The organism is Acidovorax sp. Root217 (genome assembly GCF_001428645.1).
Classification (GTDB): domain Bacteria; phylum Pseudomonadota; class Gammaproteobacteria; order Burkholderiales; family Burkholderiaceae_C; genus Acidovorax.
Map to the genome: position 1 here is coordinate 122,739 of NZ_LMIH01000023.1, position 17,097 is coordinate 139,835.

The window sequence follows — 17,097 nt, forward strand, 5'->3', positions numbered from 1 at the left end:
AAAACAACACCTTATGCTTCAAATTCCTCAATGTGGAAACCGTTTTCTCGTATTGAGAGAAATTGCCGCACCGCAACATTCTTGCATTCCATATCGCCAAAAGCAATTTTTGCAATGTGAAATTGCATGGATTCCGCCACGCAAGAAGTCCACGCGCTCAGGCGCAGGAGGCAGCTCTCCCAGCTACCGCCTTGCCCGCAGCCTCATTTCCTTACAGAGCGTGACAATTCGAGCATCCAGTCGCCGCTCTCTATGCGTGCGGCAGAGGTCACTCGGCCGGGGTTGATCTCGTACACCAGGCAATCGACAGCCTGGCCATCCACGTCCAGGGTGACCTCGCGCTTGAAATACTCGTCATCAGGTCTTCCGTGGATTTCCTCGATCCCATCAAGGCGCTGCTCCAGCGCCGGCTCGATGGCGTAGACCTCCCCCACGACATCCACGGCACCGCCCAGCAGCAGCCCGGGATAGGCGCTCAGGTGGTACAGCGTGCCCGCAAGGCGCGCCATGCCGACGAAGCGCGGCGCTGGCCGCAGCCGCGTGATGTCGTTGGAGCCGCCCTTGCGCAGGGTGCCGTACACGAACACGCAGCGCAGCGGGCCAGAGAGAGGGGATGCGTCAGGCATCGTGCAGATCCTTTGTTGGGACAACCGTCACGCGGTGAGCGTGATCTTTCCGGCGCGGCCCGGCACATCACTGGCGGCAGCCGCCCTGGCCGCATCCGCGATGTCGAAAGAGGCCTCCACGGGCAGGCGCAGTTCGCCGCTGGCGGCCAGGCGGATCAGCTCGCCGATCAGCCGCGCCATCTCAGCCGGTGGCGTGGCCTCGGAGCGCTTGGCACCCCAGAAGCCCTTGACCGTGGCCTGCTTGAAGATCAGGTTGTTGGCGCTCAGCACCAGCGGCTGGCCCGACATGGCGCCAAACGACACCAGCGTGGCGCCCGCCGCCACCACGTTCATGATCTGGTTGGCGGCGTCGCCGCCGATGGAGTCCACCGCACGCACGATGGGCTCACCGCCGGTAATGGCCTGCACGCGCTCCTCCCAGCCTGCCTGCTCGGTCGATACACCGTTGGCAATGCCCAGGGCATCGAGTTCGGCCACGCCCGCGTCGCGGCGCACCAGGTTCACCACCTTCACGCCGCGCGCCTGGGCCAGCATGGCCACGGTCTTGCCCACGGCGCCGTTGGCGGTGTTCTGCACCATCCACTGGCCCGGCTGCAGTTGCAGGTCTTCCAGCAGCATGGCGGCCGACAGGGGCATGGCGATCAGTTGGCAGGCCAGGCCGTCGGACACCGCATCGGGCACGGGGATCAGCTTGGCGCCCTGGGCCAGGAAAAACTCGGCCCAGGTGGCGCTGGCGCCGGCCAGCATCACCCGCTGGCCCACCTTCAGGTGCGTGACGCCGTCGCCCAATGCGTCGACCACGCCCACCGCCTCCGTGCCCGGCACCGCCGGCAGCGGCGGCGTGTAGCCATATTTGCCGCGGATGATGGCCAGGTCATGGTTGTGGATCGGCGACATCGCCATGCGCACACGCACCTGGCCGGCTGCGGGCTCGGGCTCTGGGCGGTCGGCCAGAACCAGCACTTCGGAAGGCTCGCCAAAGGATTCGAAAACGACACTGCGCATGGGGTATTCCTCGGAACAAGGGTTTGAAAAAAGAGCGGCGCCAGATCTGCGCCGTGAACCCAAAGGAGCTTAGCGCCTGTGCAATCATCGCGGGGTCGCTCTGCCGACACCTCCATCCCGCTCGCGACCCCGGTGCACCGTATCGGAACGCGGGTGCGCAAGCCTCCCTCTGCCCCATGACCGCCCCCAGCCGCACCGTTGCCTACCTTTGCCTGGCCCTCAGCATGTCGCTGGTGGGCAGCTATGTCGCCCTGTCCAAGCCGCTGGCGGCTGTGCTGCCGGTGTTCCTGCTCGCGTGGATGCGCTTTGGCATCGGCGGCCTGGCCATGCTGCACTGGCTCAAGAAGCCGGCCGACGAGCCACCGATGACGGCGCAGACCAGGCGCCTGCTGTTCCTCGAATCCTTCCTGGGCAACTTCCTCTTCACCGCCTGCATGATCTACGGCGTGAGCCTGACGAATGCGGTATCGGCCGGCGTCACCATGGCCAGCATGCCGGCGGCGGTGGCGGTGATGAGCTGGGCCTTTTTGCGCGAGAAGGTGGCGCCGAGAACCTGGGTGGCCGTGGGTTGCGCCGTGGTGGGCATTGCCCTGTTTTCCTTGGCAAGCCCCAGCGCCGGCCATGCAGGCCCGGCAGGTGCCGATGCGCCTGCAGGCAAGGCCGACCTGGCCTGGCTGGGCCAGTTGCTGCTGCTGGGCGCCGTGGTGTGCGAAGCGGCGTACTCCGTGATCGGCAAGAAGCTCACGGGCGCGCTGGGGCCCAAGCGCATCACCTCCATTATCAACCTGTGGGGCTTCACGCTGTCCATGCCCCTGGGCCTGTACGCGGCGTGGCACTTCGACTTTGCCGCCGTGGGCTGGGGCACCTGGGTGCTGCTGGTGTTCTACGCCCTGGCTGCCAGCATCTGGACGGTGTGGCTGTGGATGACGGGCCTGCGCGTGGTGCCCGCCGCACAGGGCGGTGTGTTCACCGTGCTGCTGCCGGTGAGCGCGGCCCTGGTGGGCGTGCTGGTGCTTGGCGAATCGCTCAGCGGCCTGCAGTTGCTGGCCTTTGCCATCGCGCTGGCCAGCGTGCTGCTGGCCACCCTGCCCTCGCGCCTGGCCTGGCGCGTGGGAAAAAAGTCAGGCTGACAGAGGCGCCGCGCTGACCACGATGCCATCGGCATCGGCGTAGAGCCAGTCCCCCGGGCGCACCCAGACGCCCTGGATCTGCACGGCCACGTCGCGCTGGCCCTCGTTGCGCTTCTCGGTGGGCAGGGGCATCAGGGCCAGGGCACGGATGCCGACGGCCGCCGCACGCAGCTCGGCGATGTCGCGCACGCAGCCGTCCACCACCACGCCCGCCCAACCATTGCGCGCGGCCGCAGCGGCCAGGTTGCCGCCGACCAGCGCCCGGCGCAGCGAGCCGCCGCCATCCACCACCAGCACGCGGCCGTTGCCGGGCGAATCGACGGCGGCCTTGACCAGGGTGTTGTCTTCGAAGCATTTGACGGTGCTCACCGGCCCGCTGAAGGCGGCCACACCGCCCAGGTCCTGGAACACCGGGGGCAGCACGCGAAAGGCACCGCTGTCGTCGCCCTTGTGCGCGTCGCAGAAATCACAGGTGCTGAAGGCTGCAGAGGAGGGGGCTGTCATGTTGCAAAGACCTTTCGTGCAAAAAAGACCAGAAGAAAAGAGGGTGCTGCGCGGACACTCAGCGCCTTTCATTGTCATGCACTGTGGTCGGGTGGCGCCCGCACCCGCATAAATCGCCAGGACCCACTTTCCCCCTAGGGAAAGCACCAAAACGGTGAGCTTTACCTTCCCTGGGGCACCCAAGCAACAAATCGAGGCAAAAAAAGCGTTTTCTCCCTTGGAAACGCGTTTTTTTCCCAGTAGCATCGGCCTGCCAGCAGAGAGGCTAGGCTTTCACTGGTCAGACAATCTACTTCCAACAAGGAAAATCCAACATGGCAACTGCAAAAAAGGCTCCGGCAAAAACAGCACCCGCAGCCAAGACGCCCGCCACCAAGGCGGCGGCTCCTGCCAAGAAGCGCACGCCCAACGCTGCGTTCATGAAGGCCCTCACCCCCAGCCCCGCTCTCGCGGCTGTGGTCGGCTCGGCACCGCTGCCACGCACGGAGATCATCAGCAAGCTGTGGGTCTACATCAAGGCCAACAACCTGCAAGATGCTGCGAACAAGCGCAACATCAATGCAGACGCCAAGCTCAAGGAGCTCTTCGGCAAGCCCCAGGTGTCGATGTTTGAACTGGCTGGCCTGATCGGCAAGCACGTCAAGTAAGCACGCAAGCGCACAGAGCGCACCCCGCACTCTCTGAAAAGCCGGCCTCGCGCCGGCTTTTTTGCGTCATTTTCGCGAAAGCCATTCAGGATCGTTGCAAAGAAGCAACACTGTGAATATGAATAATACGCAATAAGATTAATATTCCGACGCCCTGAAGCACAGCCACGCACGCGATCTGCCGTTGCCAGCCACTGCACCCTTTGCAGAACTCCTGCCCTGCACGCCGCCTGCCAGCCACTGCTTCTGAACACCCCCGCCGCGGGCCCCGCAGCGACCCTTTTGTTCCGTTGGAGAAGCCACCTTGGCCAAGAAAAACATCCGCCGTGCAGCGCAGCCTGCTGCGCGCGCCGCCGCCGCTGCACACACCGCTGCAGCCACCACCTCCTTCACGTCCGACAAGGGCCTTCTGCCCCTGGGCGCCCTCATGCTGGCCGCATCGGTGAGCAGCTGGGCGCAGACCGCCGCGCCCACCCTGGGCACGGTGACGGTCAAGGAAGCTGCCGAAGTGCAAGGCAAGGACACCCTGCTGCTCAAGAAGACCACGGTCGGCAAGGGCAACCAGGACATCAAGGACATTCCCCAGTCCGTGACGGTGTTCACCGAAAAGCTCATGAACGACCGCAACCAGGACGACTTCCGCGAGGTGCTGCGCACCACCGCAGGCGTGACCTTCCTGTCCGGCGAAACAGGCGAGGAAGACGTGCGCCTGCGCGGCTTCTCCCTGGGACAGGCCGGCGACATTTATGTGGACGGCATGAAGGACGCACCGCTGATCGAGCGCGACACGTTCAACAACGATCGCATCGAAGTGCTCAAGGGCTCTGCCTCGATGCTGTTCGGCAAGGGATCGACCGGCGGCGTGGTCAACCAGGTGAACAAGTACCCGCTGCTGATCGACCAGCACGAGGCTGCCTACACCTTCGGCACCGGCCAATACCACCGCGCCACGGGCGACTTCAACTTCAAGACCGGCGAGAACGCGGCCTTCCGCCTGAACGCCATGGTGCAGGAGTACGACAACTACGGCGCCAAGCAGGACAAACGTGGCATTGCGCCCACTTTCGCCTGGGGTATCGGTACACGCGACGAGTTCTCGATCGGGCTGTACTATTTCGAATCCAAAGGCCGCCCGCTGTACAACCACCCCTGGCGCCTGGTCGACGGCAAGATCAACACGCCCCTGGAGGCGCGCAACTACTACGGCCTGGCCAGCGACCACAACAACACTTCTTCGCAGTACGTCACGCTGGGACACATCCACCGTTTTGACGACAACGGCGAGCTGACCACGCGCCTGCGCTACGGCAAGTACGAGCGCGACCTGCTGGCCAGCACCATCGGTTTCCAGAACGGCGCCCTCACGCTGGACCAGATCAACGGCGACACCGTGCTGACCCGTGGCTCCAAGGGCCGCCTGGGCGAAAGCGAAGTGCTGCAGGTGCAAAGCGACTACAACAACACCTTCAACTGGGGTGGCCGCAAGCACGCGGTACTGGCCGGCGTGGACTACTACGACGACGATGCCAAGCGCAATCAGAACTACGCCAACACCACGCCACGTCCGAACACCACCGTGGGTTCACCCAACGATGGCGCCTGGGTGGCCGATGGCCGCGCACCGCTGCAGTGGAACACCTTCGCCTCGCGCAACCTGGGCCTGTACTTCCAGGACACGGTTTCGCTCAACGACACGCTGAAGCTGGTGGCCGGCCTGCGCTATGACGACTTCAAGGCGTCTTACAACAACGCGACCGGGGCCCTGAGCAACTCCCGCTCCGACAGCCTGTTCAGCCCCCGCTTAGGCCTGGTGTTCCAGCCCAACGAGCTGGCTTCGTACTACGCATCGTTCGGCACGTCGTACAACACCTCGGGCGACACCTACCAGTTCGGCAACCCCGGCAACGGCACCGCCCGCACGGCCAACACCCCGCCTGAGAAGAGCCGCAACTTCGAGATCGGCAGCAAGTTCGAACTGTTCGAGCGCCGCGCGCTGCTGGGTGTCGCCGCCTTCTATAGCCAGAAGTACAACGAGCGCAACACCGACCCCGATACCGCAGCCCAGCAGGAGCTGCTGTCCGGCAAGCGCCACGCTACCGGCATGGAGTTCAATCTGGCGGGCCGCCTGACACCCCAGTGGGAGCTGTTCGCCAACCACACCTGGATTCCTTCGGCCAAGATCGACCAAAGCAACGTGGCGCTGGCAGCCAATGGTGGCGGCGCGCAGGTACAGGGCGACCGCCCCGGCCTCACGCCCAAGCACAGCGGCAGCGTGTGGACGACCTATGCCCTCACCGCCAAGCTGCGCCTGGGTGCAGGCCTGACCTACCGCGGCAAGCAGAACCCCGAAGGCTCGCGCGCGGTGTACGCCAGCGGCTTTGCGGTAATGGATGCCATGGTCGAATACGCCTTCGACGACAAGACCTCGCTGAAGCTGAACGTAAACAACGTGTTTGACCGCACCTATGCGGACGGCCTGTACCGCGGCTTCTACACGCCAGGCGTGCCACGCTCCGTGCAGATGACGCTGAAGACGCGCTTCTGATGATGTGACGAGATGGCTCCGCCCCCTTCACCGGGGCGGAGTCACAATCAGGCCCCATGTTCCTGCACATCAAGAATGTACTGACGGCCGAAGAAATCGCGCTCTTTCGGCAAAAGCTCTGGGCACCCGACACCCCGTGGGTGGATGGAGCCCGCAGCGCGGGCGGCCAAGCCGTGCACCAGAAGAACAATCTGCAGCTTTCGCAGGGCAGCGAGCTCTCGGGCGAGCTGCAGGGCCTGGTCAAGGCGGCGCTCGCCCGCAACGCATTGTTTTTTTCAGCCGCCCTGCCTCGGCGCATTTACAACCCTCTGTTCAACCACTACGCAGACGGTGCCAACTACTATGGCGACCATGTGGACAGCGCCGTCATGCACTCCAGGGCCGACAACGCGTGGATGCGCAGCGACCTGTCGTGCACGCTGTTCCTGACGCCGCCGGACGAGTACGAAGGCGGCGAACTCGTGGCCACCGAGGCCTGGGGTGAAAAACGCATCAAGATGCCGGCTGGCGACATGGTCATGTACCCCGGCAGCACCGTGCACCAGGTGTTGCCCGTCACCCGCGGCCATCGCATCAGCAGTTTCTTCTGGGTGGAAAGCATGGTGCGCGGCCTGGAGCAGCGGCAATTGCTGTTCGACATGGACATGGCGCTGCTGCGGCTCAGACAGAGCGTGGGCGAAACCCACCCTTCGGTGATCACCCTGTCGGGCACGTACCACAATCTGCTGCGCATGTGGTCCGATGTGTGACCTGACGCCAGGTTCTTCTGTCACTTCATGACCTACGTTCCATCACGCCAACAGCTTCCCCCTGGCATCGCCAGCTTGGCGGATCACGAGCAGCAAGCCAGGCAGCACCTGGACGACAACGCCTGGGCCTACTTTGCCGGTGGCGCGGCCGACGAAATCAGCCTGCGCGCCAACCGCAGCGCCTGGGACGCCCTGACCCTGTGGCCGCGCGTGCTGCGCCCCCTGGCTGGCGGCCACACGCGCATTGAGCTGCTCGGCCGCACGCTGGCCCACCCGGTGCTGCTGGCGCCCGTGGCCTTTCAGCGCATGGCCCATGGCGATGGCGAGCTGGCCACCGCCTACGCGGCTGCGGCGATGGGCGCCGGGCTGGTGCTCAGCACCCAGGCCACGCTGCCGCTGGAAACCATTGCCCAGGCCGTGCTGAACGATGCCGGGCGCGGGCCCCTGTGGTTCCAGCTGTACCTGCAGCACGACCGGGGATTCACCCGCGCCCTGGTGGAGCGTGCCGAAGCCGCCGGCTACGAGGCCCTGGTGCTCACCGTGGATGCGCCGTCCAGCGGCGCGCGCGACCGCGAGCGCCGGGCGGGCTTTCGCCTGCCGCCCGGCATCGACGCCGTGAACCTGGCCCAGATGCCGCCAGCGCCGCCCGTGGCGCTGCAGCCCGGCCAGAGCGCCCTGTTCGATGCCCTGCTGCACCAGGCACCCACCTGGGACGACGTGGCCTGGCTGCAGTCCATCACCCGCCTGCCGGTGCTGCTCAAGGGCGTGCTGCACCCGGCAGACGCCCACCAGGCCGCCAGCCTCCAGGTGGCGGGCTTGGTGGTGTCCAACCATGGCGGTCGCACGCTCGACACCGCCCCCGCCACGGCCACCGCGCTGCCGCGCATCGTGCAGGCGGTGCATGGGGCTCTGCCGGTGCTGGTGGACGGCGGCATCCGCCGGGGAACCGATGTGCTCAAGGCCATGGCACTGGGCGCATCTGCGGTGCTGGTGGGCCGCCCCGTGGTGTGGGGCCTGGCCAACGCGGGCGCTGCCGGGGTGGCGCATGTGCTGCGCCTGCTGCGCGATGAGCTGGAAATCGCCATGGCGCTCACCGGCTGCGCCACGCTGGCCGACGCCTCGCCGGCCTTGCTGGGAGCCGATCTCGAGGCGGACTATCGGTTTTTCCCCTCCTGACAGAATTGATTTATTGCAAATGCGAAAAATTCGCATTTATAATCACTCATCTTCTACCAGCCAGCCACCACTGCCTGCCGCCATGATCGTCTGTGTTTGCCGCCGGATTTCTGACCGCGAGATCGCCCGCCACGCCCGTGCAGGCATGAGCTTTGATGAAATCCAGTTCGAACTGGGCGTCGCCACCCAATGCGGATGCTGCGAAAGCTGCGCCCGCGACGTGGTGGCCCAGTGCAGTGCATCGAGTCCGGTCGCCGCCCTGCACAACGAGGCAGCGCCCCAGACGATCCAGCTTGCCAGCTCCATCATGGAAAGCAGGGCATGGAACTCCTCTCGACACTCGCCGGCAGCCTGATCCTCGTCGCAGGCTCGGCCTGGTGGATCTTCCGTAAATAATCAAGGTCTCTCAGGCCTGTGCCGTTTGCCGTGCAAGCGGCGGCAGTTGCCATCACACTTATGTCTCACCCTGATCGTTTTGCCCCTCCCGGGGGCGTCAGCCGCAATACCGTGATCGTAGGTTCCGTCGTGCTGCTGCACGTGGCCGGGATCTGGGCACTGCAGTCGGGCCTGCTGCGCCGCGCGGCAGAAGTCATCGTGCCGGCAGAGCTGCTCAGCGAATTCATCGCACCGCCGGCCCCCAAGATAGAGCCGCCGACGCCCAAGCCACCGGTGCCGCCGCCACCCAGGCCCGCCCCGCAGGTGAAGGCCCCGCGCCCGGCCCCCATGCCCCTGGCCATTGCCGACCCGACGCCCGCGCCCAATGCCCCCACGGGCGTGACCACACCGCAGCCGCCTGCCCCGCCCATCGAGGCGCCCGTGGCCGTTCAGGCGCCGCCACCGGCACCGCCCGCCCCTCCCGCCCCACCCAAGATCGAGCTGCCGTCGAGCGACGCGGCCCACCTGAACAACCCCTCCCCCAGCTACCCTGCCATCAGCAAGCGCATGGGCGAGCAGGGCAAGGTCATCCTGCGCGTGCTCATCGGCACCGACGGCGTGCCGCAGAAGGTAGAGATCAACAAGTCCAGCGGCTATGACCGGCTGGACCGCCAGGCCCAGGAAGCGGTTACGCGCTGGCGCTTTGTGCCAGGCAAACGCAATGGAGTGCCTGAAGCCATGTGGTACATGCAGCCCGTCAATTTTGTTCTCGAATAATCATCAGGAGTTCTCATGGAATCGCAATTCGGCATCGCCAACGTCTGGATCCAGGGTGACTTTGTCACCCGCGCAGTGGCCGTGCTGCTGCTGGGCATGTCCCTCGCCTCGTGGATCGTCATCATCATCAAGGCCCTGGACATCATCAAGTTCAAGAAGCACACGCGCTCTGCCCAGGACTTCTGGCACAGCGAAGACTTTGCCGCCGGCCTGACCAAGCTGGGCCAGGACAACACCAACCCGTTTCGCCACCTGGCACTGGAAGGCCGCGAAGCCACGGCCCACCACCGCAACACCAAGGCCCACCTGCACGACAGCCTGGACGTGAGCGACTGGGTCACGCGCTGCCTGCGCAACTGCATCGACGAGTTCACCGCACGCCTGCAATCGGGCCTGGCCATCCTGGCCTCGGTCGGCTCCACCGCCCCCTTCATTGGCCTGTTCGGCACCGTCTGGGGCATCTACCACGCCCTGCTGGCCATCGGCACCTCGGGCCAGTCCACCATCGACAAGGTGGCCGGCCCCATCGGTGAAGCGCTGATCATGACTGCCCTGGGCCTGGCCGTGGCCATCCCCGCCGTGCTGGGCTACAACGCGCTGGTGCGCGGCAACAAGTCCATCCTGGGCGGCCTCAACAGCTTTGCGCACGACCTGCATGCCTACTTCGTCACCGGCGCCCGCGTGTCCGCTGGCGGCGGCGAGCAGGGCAAGGTGCTGCCCATGAAGAAAGGCGGCTAAGCCATGGCCTTCGGAACGCAAGACGACGCCGATGACGTGATGAACGAGATCAACATGACGCCGCTGGTGGACGTCATGCTGGTGCTGCTCATCATCTTCATCATCACCGTGCCCGTCATGAAGCACTCGGTGAACGTGGACCTGCCGCGCGCCACCAACCAGCCCGAGAACATCAAGCCCGAAACCGTGCGCCTGTCCGTGGCGGCCGACGGGAAGTACTACTGGAACGGCTCGCAGGTGAGCGACGAGGAATTGCAGTCCCGTCTGCAGGCCGAAGGAGCCAAGCAGCCCCAGCCGGATCTGCACATCCAGGGCGACAAGGAAGTGCGCTACGAACGCGTGGCCCAGGCCATGGCCAGCGCCCAGCGCGCCGGCGTGCGCAAGATCGGCTTCGTGACCGATCCGCAGTGATGCCCTGCACCCGCAAGGCGCAGTCCTCTGCCACGCAACAACAGGCCTTCGGGCCTGTTTTGCTTGGTGCCTGTGGCGCACAAGCCGCAGTGGTTCACCCCGATCCGGGCACCAACCAGGATTCATACCGTTCAATGTGCGAAATCACTTGACCAGTAATTGCGAATCACTATCATTAGCAAACCGTACACCATTCAACGTACCAGGAACCCTTCCATGCAAGCGACCCTTACTGCCGCCACGCTCATGCGCCCCGCCTCTGCAGACTCTCTGCAGCCGCAGCAGGCCGCCGCATTGCGCAGCGCTGCCGCAGTGGATGGAGCGGCCGCCGTGGACAGCAACGATCTGCTGCAGGGCCAGAAGGCCGTGGCCATCAGCCACAACGGCTCGGTATACCGGCTGCAGGCCACCAAGCTTGGAAAGCTGATCCTCACCAAGTAAGAACATTCCATCAACGGGTTTCATCGTGGGGCGACTCCCGGGCTTCCAGTCCGCAAGGGTCGTTTTTGCCAGCCAACGGGCCAGATTGTCCCGCGTAGCCAGGCCTTTTTTCCACGGGAGCTTCTTAAGGCAGAGCCAGCCGTCGCTACGGCCCTCGCCCATCCAACGGCCCTTCGGGGCCGTTTTCTTTTGGGACACCGCGCATCCTTGCCGGCAAATGCCCGAAATGGGCGGATTTCACCCTGCTGTTCCGGCGCGGGATCCGGGGTCCTGTGTGAAACACTTCTTGACGTTTCTCCCCTTTGCGCGCACGCCACAGAGATCCCATCTGGCGGCCACCCACACGCCACCGGCGTGACGCACAAGGGGCCATCCGCCCACCCAGTGCACCGCCCATGACCCAGCCCACCGCCGCCCGGCCCGAGATTTCCAAAGCCCAGTTGCTCCAGGAGCTCTCGGCCTTCGCCAATCCCAGCGACCGCAAGGGCGTGATCCTGGTACTGCGCGACCATGTGCTGTACTGGGCCTTCATCGCCACCGTGCTGCTGGCCGAGCCGATGTGGCTCAAGGTGGTGGCCGCGTTGATGGCGGGCGTGCGCCTGTCCTCGTTCTACACCCTGGCGCACGATGCAGCGCACGGCACGCTGGCGCGCTCCAAACGGCTGAACTGGGTGCTGGCGCTCGTGGCCGGCGTGCCCGCCACGCACAACTACCGCATGTGGTCGCACGACCACAACAAGGTGCACCACCCCTACACCAACGGCGACCACTTCGACTACTACACGCCCTACTCCAAGGCTGGCTACGACGCGCTGCCCTGGCACAGGAAGGTGCTGGAGCACATCTACCGCGCGCCCCTGGGCATCGGCCTGTGGCTGTACTTCGCGATCCACTGGTTCCCGACCCGCGTGTACCCCAACGTGCGCACGCCCAAGGACCAGGTAGCCGAGTCGCGCAGGTACTCTGCCCTGCTGCTGGCCTACCACGGCAGCTATCTGGCCTTGCTGCTGTGCTCGCCCGCCTTCGCCCCCGTCACGGCCCTGCAGGCCGTGCTGCTGGGCTGGGTGCTGCCGCTGTTCACGCTGATGTTCCTGAGCAGCACCTCGCTGTACATCATGCACACCCACCCCAACATCCCCTGGTTCAAGAGCGACGACCTGCGCCACAACCGCCACAGCCCCGAGGTGTGCTCGGTGGTCTGGGTGCTGCCCGACTGGATCTCCAAGGTGGTCAACAACGTCTACAACCACGCCGCGCACCACGCGCACGCCGGCATCCCCTCATACCACCTGCTGGCCGCGCAAAAGCGCATGAACGAGCTGGTGGGCCACAAGTTGGTGATCGAGCAAGCCTCGGCACGCACCCTGCTGCGCACCATGCGCACCTGCAAGCTCTACGACTACGAGAACCACCAGTGGCTCGATTTCAAGGGCCAGCCCAGCGCCCCGCGCATCGACCTGGAGCAAAAGGGCCTGGTCGCACTGCGCCACCCCGTGCGCCGGCCCACCGTGGCCAGCCCGTTGCCTGCGCCGGCAGCGCCCGTCGACAACGGCCATGCCATGCCCCACCCAATGGCGGACGCAACTGCCTGAGCCAGCTCGCAGCTCCAACGAAAAAAACCGGCCTCGGCCGGTTTTTTCATGGGCGCATGCCGCAGGGCATGCTGCAGTTCACAGGCCGATGGCGGCGATACCGGCGCGCGCGACCTGCGCGTCTTCGGTTGACTTCACGCCGCTCACGCCCACGGCGCCCAGGCACTGGCCGTCCTTGAGGATGGCCACGCCGCCTTCGAGCAGGCCGTCGATGGTCGGGGCGCTCAGGAAGGCGGTGCGCCCGCCGTTCACGATGTCCTCATAGACCTTGCTGTCGCGGCGGCCCAGCGCGGCCGTGCGGGCCTTGGAGGGGGCGATGTGCGAAGACACGGCGGCTGCGCCATCCAGGCGCTGCAGCCACAGCAGGTGGCCACCATCGTCGACGATGGCGATGGTCACGGCCCAGTTGTTCTTGAGCGCTTCGGCTTCGGCAGCGGCGGCAATGGCCTTGACGTCGGCCAGTTCGAGTTCGTGCTTCGTTTTCATGGGTGCAATGCCAGGGTTGAGGGGGCGCGCGGGGCGGCCCCGGATGGAAACCGGCAAGCATAGCGGCTACCGATGCGGCCACAAGCACTGCCTGGGGCGAAAGAATATTGACCCAGCCGGTGCAATGCCCCACCCTTGGAAAAGATCGCAAGCCCGTTGGCCGGTGCGGGTATTGCCATTTGCAGGAACGCCACCACCTAGAATTTGTCAAGTCTGCGACGTGCAGGCCACAAAGGAGAGACACAAGATGATGAATGACCAAGTCACCACCCTGGGGAGCTCTGCGGGCTATGGCATCTCGCAGGAAGAGCGCCACAAGGTGCTTCGCAACACTTACTGGCTGCTCGCACTGAGCATGATCCCCACCGTGCTGGGCGCCTGGATCGGCGTCGCCACGGGCATCACGCAGTCGCTGCGCGGCGGCGTGGGCCTGATCGTGTTCCTGGGCGGCGCGTTCGCCTTCATGTACGCGATCGAAAAGACCAAGCGCTCTGCCGCCGGCGTGCCCGTGCTGCTGGCCTTCACCTTCTTCATGGGCCTGATGCTCTCGCGCATGATCGGCATGGTGCTGGGCTTCAAGAACGGCACCGACCTGGTGATGACCGCATTTGCCGGCACCGCAGGCGTGTTCTTCGTGATGGCCACCCTGGCCAGCGTGATCAAGCGCGACCTCTCGGGCATGGGCAAGTGGCTCATGGTGGGCGCGCTGGTGCTGATGGCCGGAGCCATCATCAACGTGTTCGTCGGCTCCTCGGTCGGCATGATGGCCATCTCGGTGGCAGCCATCGGCATCTTCAGCGCCTACATGCTGTATGACTTGAAGCAGATCCTGGACGGCGGCGAGACCAACTACATCAGCGCCACGCTGGCCCTGTACCTGGACATCTTCAACGTATTCCAGAGCCTGCTGGCCCTGCTGGGCATCATGGGCGGCGAAAGGGACTGAGCTCCTTTGGCACCGTTCCCTCAAAAGGCTCCTTCGGGAGCCTTTTTGTTGACCACTCGCAATGGTCAACCCTCAATACCGCTGGCCAGCTGCCGATAATGAGACCACATGCGCTCTACTGCCCCCTTTGTCCCCCTCCCCATCCTGCGCCTCATGGCCGCGTCCGTAGCCGCGTTGCTACTGGCCGGGTGCGACAAGATCCCGGGCCTCGGACCGGATGTGGGCGCCATCCAGCGGGAAGCCGACGCCAAGGCCATCGGCGGCGCCTGCCGGCATGCGCTGCGCGGGGTGGAAGACTGCTACACCCTCAACCCCAAGGCCACCAAGGCGGCGGTTTTCGACGGGTGGAAGGAGATGGACCAGTACATGCGCGAGAACAAGATCGACGGCAGCCCCTCGGTGATCACCAAGGCTGCGCCGCCGGAGGCGTCCGCGCGCGCCGCGTCGAGGGCCGCCAGGGAAAACTGAGCACCAAAACGAAAGGAGCCCGCAGGCTCCTTTTTTGTATCCAGCCTCCCGCCGGTGCAGGTCAATCCCGCTCGAACACCGCCATGCTCTCCACGTGGGCCGTGTGCGGGAACATGTTGACCATGCCCGCCGCCGTGCAGCGGTAGCCACCCAGATGCACCAACAGGCCCGCATCGCGCGCCAGCGTGGCGGGGTTGCAGCTCACATAGACGATGCGCTTGGGTGGCGTCCAGTGCTCGGCACCTGGGGGCAGCGGCGCCGCGCCCTCGGCACCGATGCGCGATTGCTCGATGTCGGCCAGCGCCCTGGCCAGCGCGAACGCGCCTTCGCGCGGCGGGTCCACCAACCATTTGTCGGCCGAGCCATCGGCAATCAGCATCTCGGGCGTCATGTCGAACAGGTTGCGGGCCACGAAATCGGTGGGCGCCAGGGCCTTGCCACCCTCGGCCACCAGGCCCTGGTTGAGCCGGTAGTTCTCGCGCGAGCGCGCCACCAGCGCCTCGCTGCCCTCGATGCCCAGCACCTCGCGGCCCTGGGTGGCCAGGGGCAGCGTGAAATTGCCCAGGCCGCAGAACCAGTCGATCACGCGCTCGTGCTTTTGCACGTCCAGCAGGCGCAGCGCCCGCGTGACCAGCACGCGGTTGATGTGCGGGTTCACCTGCGTGAAATCGGTGGGCTTGAAGGGCATGGTGATGCCGAAGTCCGGCAGCGCATAGGACAGCTGCTCACCGCACTCGTCCATCAGCTTCACGGTCTCGGGGCCCTTGGGCTGCAGCCACCATTGCACCTGGTGGGCGGTGGCGAAATCGCGCAGCCGGGTGAGGTCGTCCGCGCTCAGCGGCTCCAGGTGGCGCAGCACCAGCGCGGTCACGCTGTCGCCGCAGGCCAGCTCGATCTGCGGGCAGGTGTCGCGTGCGTCCATCGAGGCGATCAGCGCGCGCAGCGGCATCAGCATGGCGTCCACATGCGGGGGCAGCACCGGGCAGGTCTGCATATCGGCCACGTAGCGGCTCTTGCGCTCGTGAAAGCCCACCAGCACCGTGCCCTTCTTGATCACATGGCGCACCGACAGGCGCGCACGGTAGCGGTAGCCCCAGGCGGGGCCCTCGATGGGGCGCAGCACCATCTCGGCGCGCACCTTGCCCAGGTGCCAGAGGTTGTCTTCGAGCACGCGCTGCTTGACCGCCACCTGCCCGCCCACGTGCAGGTGCTGCATCTTGCAGCCGCCGCAGGCGCCGGCATGCAGGCCGAAATGCGGGCAGCCCGGGCGCACGCGCTGAGACGACTCACGGTGGATCGCCGTCAGGCTGGCCTGCTCCCAGTTGTTCTTCTTGCGGTGGGTGTTGGCGGTGACGTATTCGAACGGCAGGGCGCCGTCGATGAAGACCACCTTGCCATTGGGCCGGCGCGCCACGCCCTGGGCTTCGAGGTCCAGGGACTGCACGGACAGCCAGCCTTCCGGCAGTTCTCCCGCTTCCTGCTCGGCGGGTTCATACGAGGGGGACAATTCTTTGGGTTCGCTCATCCTCCGATTGTCTCAGAGGCTGCGAACCGTCCTGCGCACCCGTCCACGGGGTGCGCGGATGCAATGGCTCAGCCGCGGTCGGCGCGCGGCGCGCGGCGCCCGCCAGGGCCGGTCATGCGGGCAGGTGCGAAGCGCGGCAGTTCGTTGATGCGCAGGTCGCAGCCATAGTTGTCCAGCGTGAACACCAGCGTGCTGCCAGGCGCCACGCGGGGCAGCACTTCATGGACCTGGAACGACATGTCCACCGGCGGCTCGGGCGCACGGTAGATGATTTCCTTGGCCGGGCTGTAGACCACGTAGCAGGCGGCGGAGGCGGTCTGGCTGAAACAGGCGGCCACCAGGGCCGCTGCGGCGAATTTGAATGCGGACATGAGAACTCCTCCTGCGACTTTCGGGTATTGCACCCATTATGCGGGCTTGCAGGGCACTCGCCAATGATGGCGTTGCGCGCGTGCCTACCGCAACACGAGGTGGTTGGTGTGCTTGACCTCTTCCATCACGGCATAGGTACGTGTCTCGCGCACGCCCGGCAGCTGCCAGAGCACCGCCCCGGCGAACACCCGGTAGGCATTCATGTCGGCCGAGCGGGTCTTGAGCAGGTAGTCGAAGCCGCCCGCCACCATGTGGCATTCCATGATCTCGGGATGCACCTGCACGGCCGCCTTGAACTGGTCGAACACGTTGGGCGTGGTGCGGTCAAGCAGCACCTCCACGAAGACCAGCATGCCCGCCCCGAGCTTGAGCGGGTTCAGCCGCGCCTCGTAGCCCAGGATGAAGCCGTCGCGCGTGAGCCGCTGCACGCGCGCCAGGACCGCCGTGGGCGACAGGGCCACGGCCTCGGCCAGCTTGAGGTTGGCAATGCGCCCGTCATCCTGCAGGATCGACAGGATCCGGCGGTCGATACGGTCCAGATCGGCATCGTTGGTCATTGACTCTAGTGATTCATTCGTTCGATA

Annotated in this window: 20 protein-coding genes; 13 read left to right on the forward strand and 7 right to left on the reverse strand. The window is 65.5% G+C overall.

All coding sequences use genetic code 11. The features are described 5' to 3' along the window. Positions 1–203 precede the first annotated feature (203 nt). Positions 204–626, reverse strand: coding sequence for a gamma-glutamylcyclotransferase (locus ASE31_RS20480; protein ID WP_057203643.1), 423 nt, complete (start codon positions 624–626; stop codon positions 204–206). Between the two features lie 27 nt (positions 627–653). After that, entirely contained in the window at positions 654–1,631 is a 978-nt protein-coding gene (locus ASE31_RS20485) for a zinc-binding dehydrogenase (protein ID WP_057203644.1), read from the reverse strand. A gap of 176 nt (positions 1,632–1,807) precedes the next feature. On the opposite strand from ASE31_RS20485, the gene ASE31_RS20490 reads away from it, so the two are divergent. Next, positions 1,808–2,761 (forward strand): DMT family transporter, encoded by a 954-nt coding sequence (locus tag ASE31_RS20490; RefSeq protein ID WP_057203645.1) that lies wholly within the window; start codon positions 1,808–1,810, stop codon positions 2,759–2,761. On the opposite strand, the gene rraA is transcribed toward ASE31_RS20490, so the two are convergent. Then, entirely contained in the window at positions 2,753–3,265 is a 513-nt protein-coding gene (gene rraA / locus ASE31_RS20495; RefSeq protein ID WP_057203646.1) for a ribonuclease E activity regulator RraA, read from the reverse strand. The genes ASE31_RS20490 and rraA overlap by 9 nt on opposite strands. A 314-nt stretch (positions 3,266–3,579) precedes the next feature. On the opposite strand from rraA, the gene ASE31_RS20500 reads away from it, so the two are divergent. From ASE31_RS20500 to ASE31_RS20540, 10 genes are all read left to right on the forward strand, one after another. After that, positions 3,580–3,912 (forward strand): SWIB/MDM2 domain-containing protein, encoded by a 333-nt coding sequence (locus tag ASE31_RS20500; RefSeq protein ID WP_007856154.1) that lies wholly within the window; start codon positions 3,580–3,582, stop codon positions 3,910–3,912. A gap of 304 nt (positions 3,913–4,216) precedes the next feature. Continuing rightward, positions 4,217–6,457 (forward strand): TonB-dependent siderophore receptor, encoded by a 2,241-nt coding sequence (locus tag ASE31_RS20505; protein ID WP_057203647.1) that lies wholly within the window; start codon positions 4,217–4,219, stop codon positions 6,455–6,457. A gap of 56 nt (positions 6,458–6,513) precedes the next feature. Next, positions 6,514–7,206: a Fe2+-dependent dioxygenase gene (locus tag ASE31_RS20510; RefSeq protein WP_057203648.1), complete on the forward strand. Its 693-nt coding sequence runs from the start codon at positions 6,514–6,516 to the stop codon at positions 7,204–7,206. A 27-nt stretch (positions 7,207–7,233) separates the two neighbouring features. Beyond that, complete coding sequence (locus ASE31_RS20515) at positions 7,234–8,382, forward strand: alpha-hydroxy acid oxidase (protein WP_057203649.1); 1,149 nt, start codon at positions 7,234–7,236, stop codon at positions 8,380–8,382. 82 nt (positions 8,383–8,464) lie between these two features. Next, positions 8,465–8,737 carry a bacterioferritin-associated ferredoxin gene (locus ASE31_RS31180; protein ID WP_082604280.1) on the forward strand — a complete coding sequence of 91 codons (273 nt, stop codon included), beginning with the start codon at positions 8,465–8,467 and terminating at the stop codon, positions 8,735–8,737. A gap of 101 nt (positions 8,738–8,838) precedes the next feature. Further along, positions 8,839–9,534: an energy transducer TonB gene (locus ASE31_RS20520; protein WP_057203650.1), complete on the forward strand. Its 696-nt coding sequence runs from the start codon at positions 8,839–8,841 to the stop codon at positions 9,532–9,534. Positions 9,535–9,549: 15 nt separating this feature from the next. Beyond that, the gene (locus tag ASE31_RS20525) at positions 9,550–10,272 is read left to right on the forward strand and encodes a MotA/TolQ/ExbB proton channel family protein (protein WP_057203651.1); all 723 of its coding nucleotides are present in this window, start codon (positions 9,550–9,552) and stop codon (positions 10,270–10,272) included. Positions 10,273–10,275: 3 nt separating this feature from the next. Next, the gene (locus ASE31_RS20530) at positions 10,276–10,683 is read left to right on the forward strand and encodes a biopolymer transporter ExbD (protein ID WP_057203652.1); all 408 of its coding nucleotides are present in this window, start codon (positions 10,276–10,278) and stop codon (positions 10,681–10,683) included. Between the two features lie 216 nt (positions 10,684–10,899). Further along, the gene (hemP, locus tag ASE31_RS20535) at positions 10,900–11,124 is read left to right on the forward strand and encodes a hemin uptake protein HemP (protein ID WP_057203653.1); all 225 of its coding nucleotides are present in this window, start codon (positions 10,900–10,902) and stop codon (positions 11,122–11,124) included. 395 nt (positions 11,125–11,519) lie between these two features. After that, positions 11,520–12,716 carry a fatty acid desaturase gene (locus tag ASE31_RS20540; protein WP_057203654.1) on the forward strand — a complete coding sequence of 399 codons (1,197 nt, stop codon included), beginning with the start codon at positions 11,520–11,522 and terminating at the stop codon, positions 12,714–12,716. A 78-nt stretch (positions 12,717–12,794) separates the two neighbouring features. Here the strand turns inward: ASE31_RS20540 and ASE31_RS20545 are convergent, their stop codons facing one another. Next, on the reverse strand, positions 12,795–13,202 hold the full coding sequence (locus ASE31_RS20545) for a heme-binding protein (RefSeq protein WP_057203655.1): 408 nt from the start codon (positions 13,200–13,202) through the stop codon (positions 12,795–12,797). 250 nt (positions 13,203–13,452) lie between these two features. Between ASE31_RS20545 and ASE31_RS20550 the strand changes: the two genes are divergently transcribed. Together ASE31_RS20550 and ASE31_RS20555 are read left to right on the forward strand one after the other, a co-directional pair. Beyond that, positions 13,453–14,148 (forward strand): Bax inhibitor-1/YccA family protein, encoded by a 696-nt coding sequence (locus ASE31_RS20550; RefSeq protein ID WP_057203846.1) that lies wholly within the window; start codon positions 13,453–13,455, stop codon positions 14,146–14,148. A gap of 108 nt (positions 14,149–14,256) precedes the next feature. Then, positions 14,257–14,616, forward strand: a complete 360-nt coding sequence (locus ASE31_RS20555) for a hypothetical protein (protein WP_057203656.1) — start codon at positions 14,257–14,259, stop codon at positions 14,614–14,616. 61 nt (positions 14,617–14,677) lie between these two features. On the opposite strand, the gene rlmD is transcribed toward ASE31_RS20555, so the two are convergent. The 3 genes from rlmD to ASE31_RS20570 all read right to left on the reverse strand — a co-directional run bounded on the left by rlmD (position 14,678) and on the right by ASE31_RS20570 (position 17,070). Further along, positions 14,678–16,141: a 23S rRNA (uracil(1939)-C(5))-methyltransferase RlmD gene (gene rlmD / locus ASE31_RS20560; protein ID WP_057203657.1), complete on the reverse strand. Its 1,464-nt coding sequence runs from the start codon at positions 16,139–16,141 to the stop codon at positions 14,678–14,680. 68 nt (positions 16,142–16,209) lie between these two features. Continuing rightward, on the reverse strand, positions 16,210–16,512 hold the full coding sequence (locus ASE31_RS20565; protein WP_057203658.1) for a hypothetical protein: 303 nt from the start codon (positions 16,510–16,512) through the stop codon (positions 16,210–16,212). A gap of 84 nt (positions 16,513–16,596) precedes the next feature. Next, a complete protein-coding gene (locus ASE31_RS20570) occupies positions 16,597–17,070 on the reverse strand; it encodes an Lrp/AsnC ligand binding domain-containing protein (protein WP_057203659.1) in 474 nt (157 codons plus the stop codon). Positions 17,071–17,097: the final 27 nt, after the last annotated feature.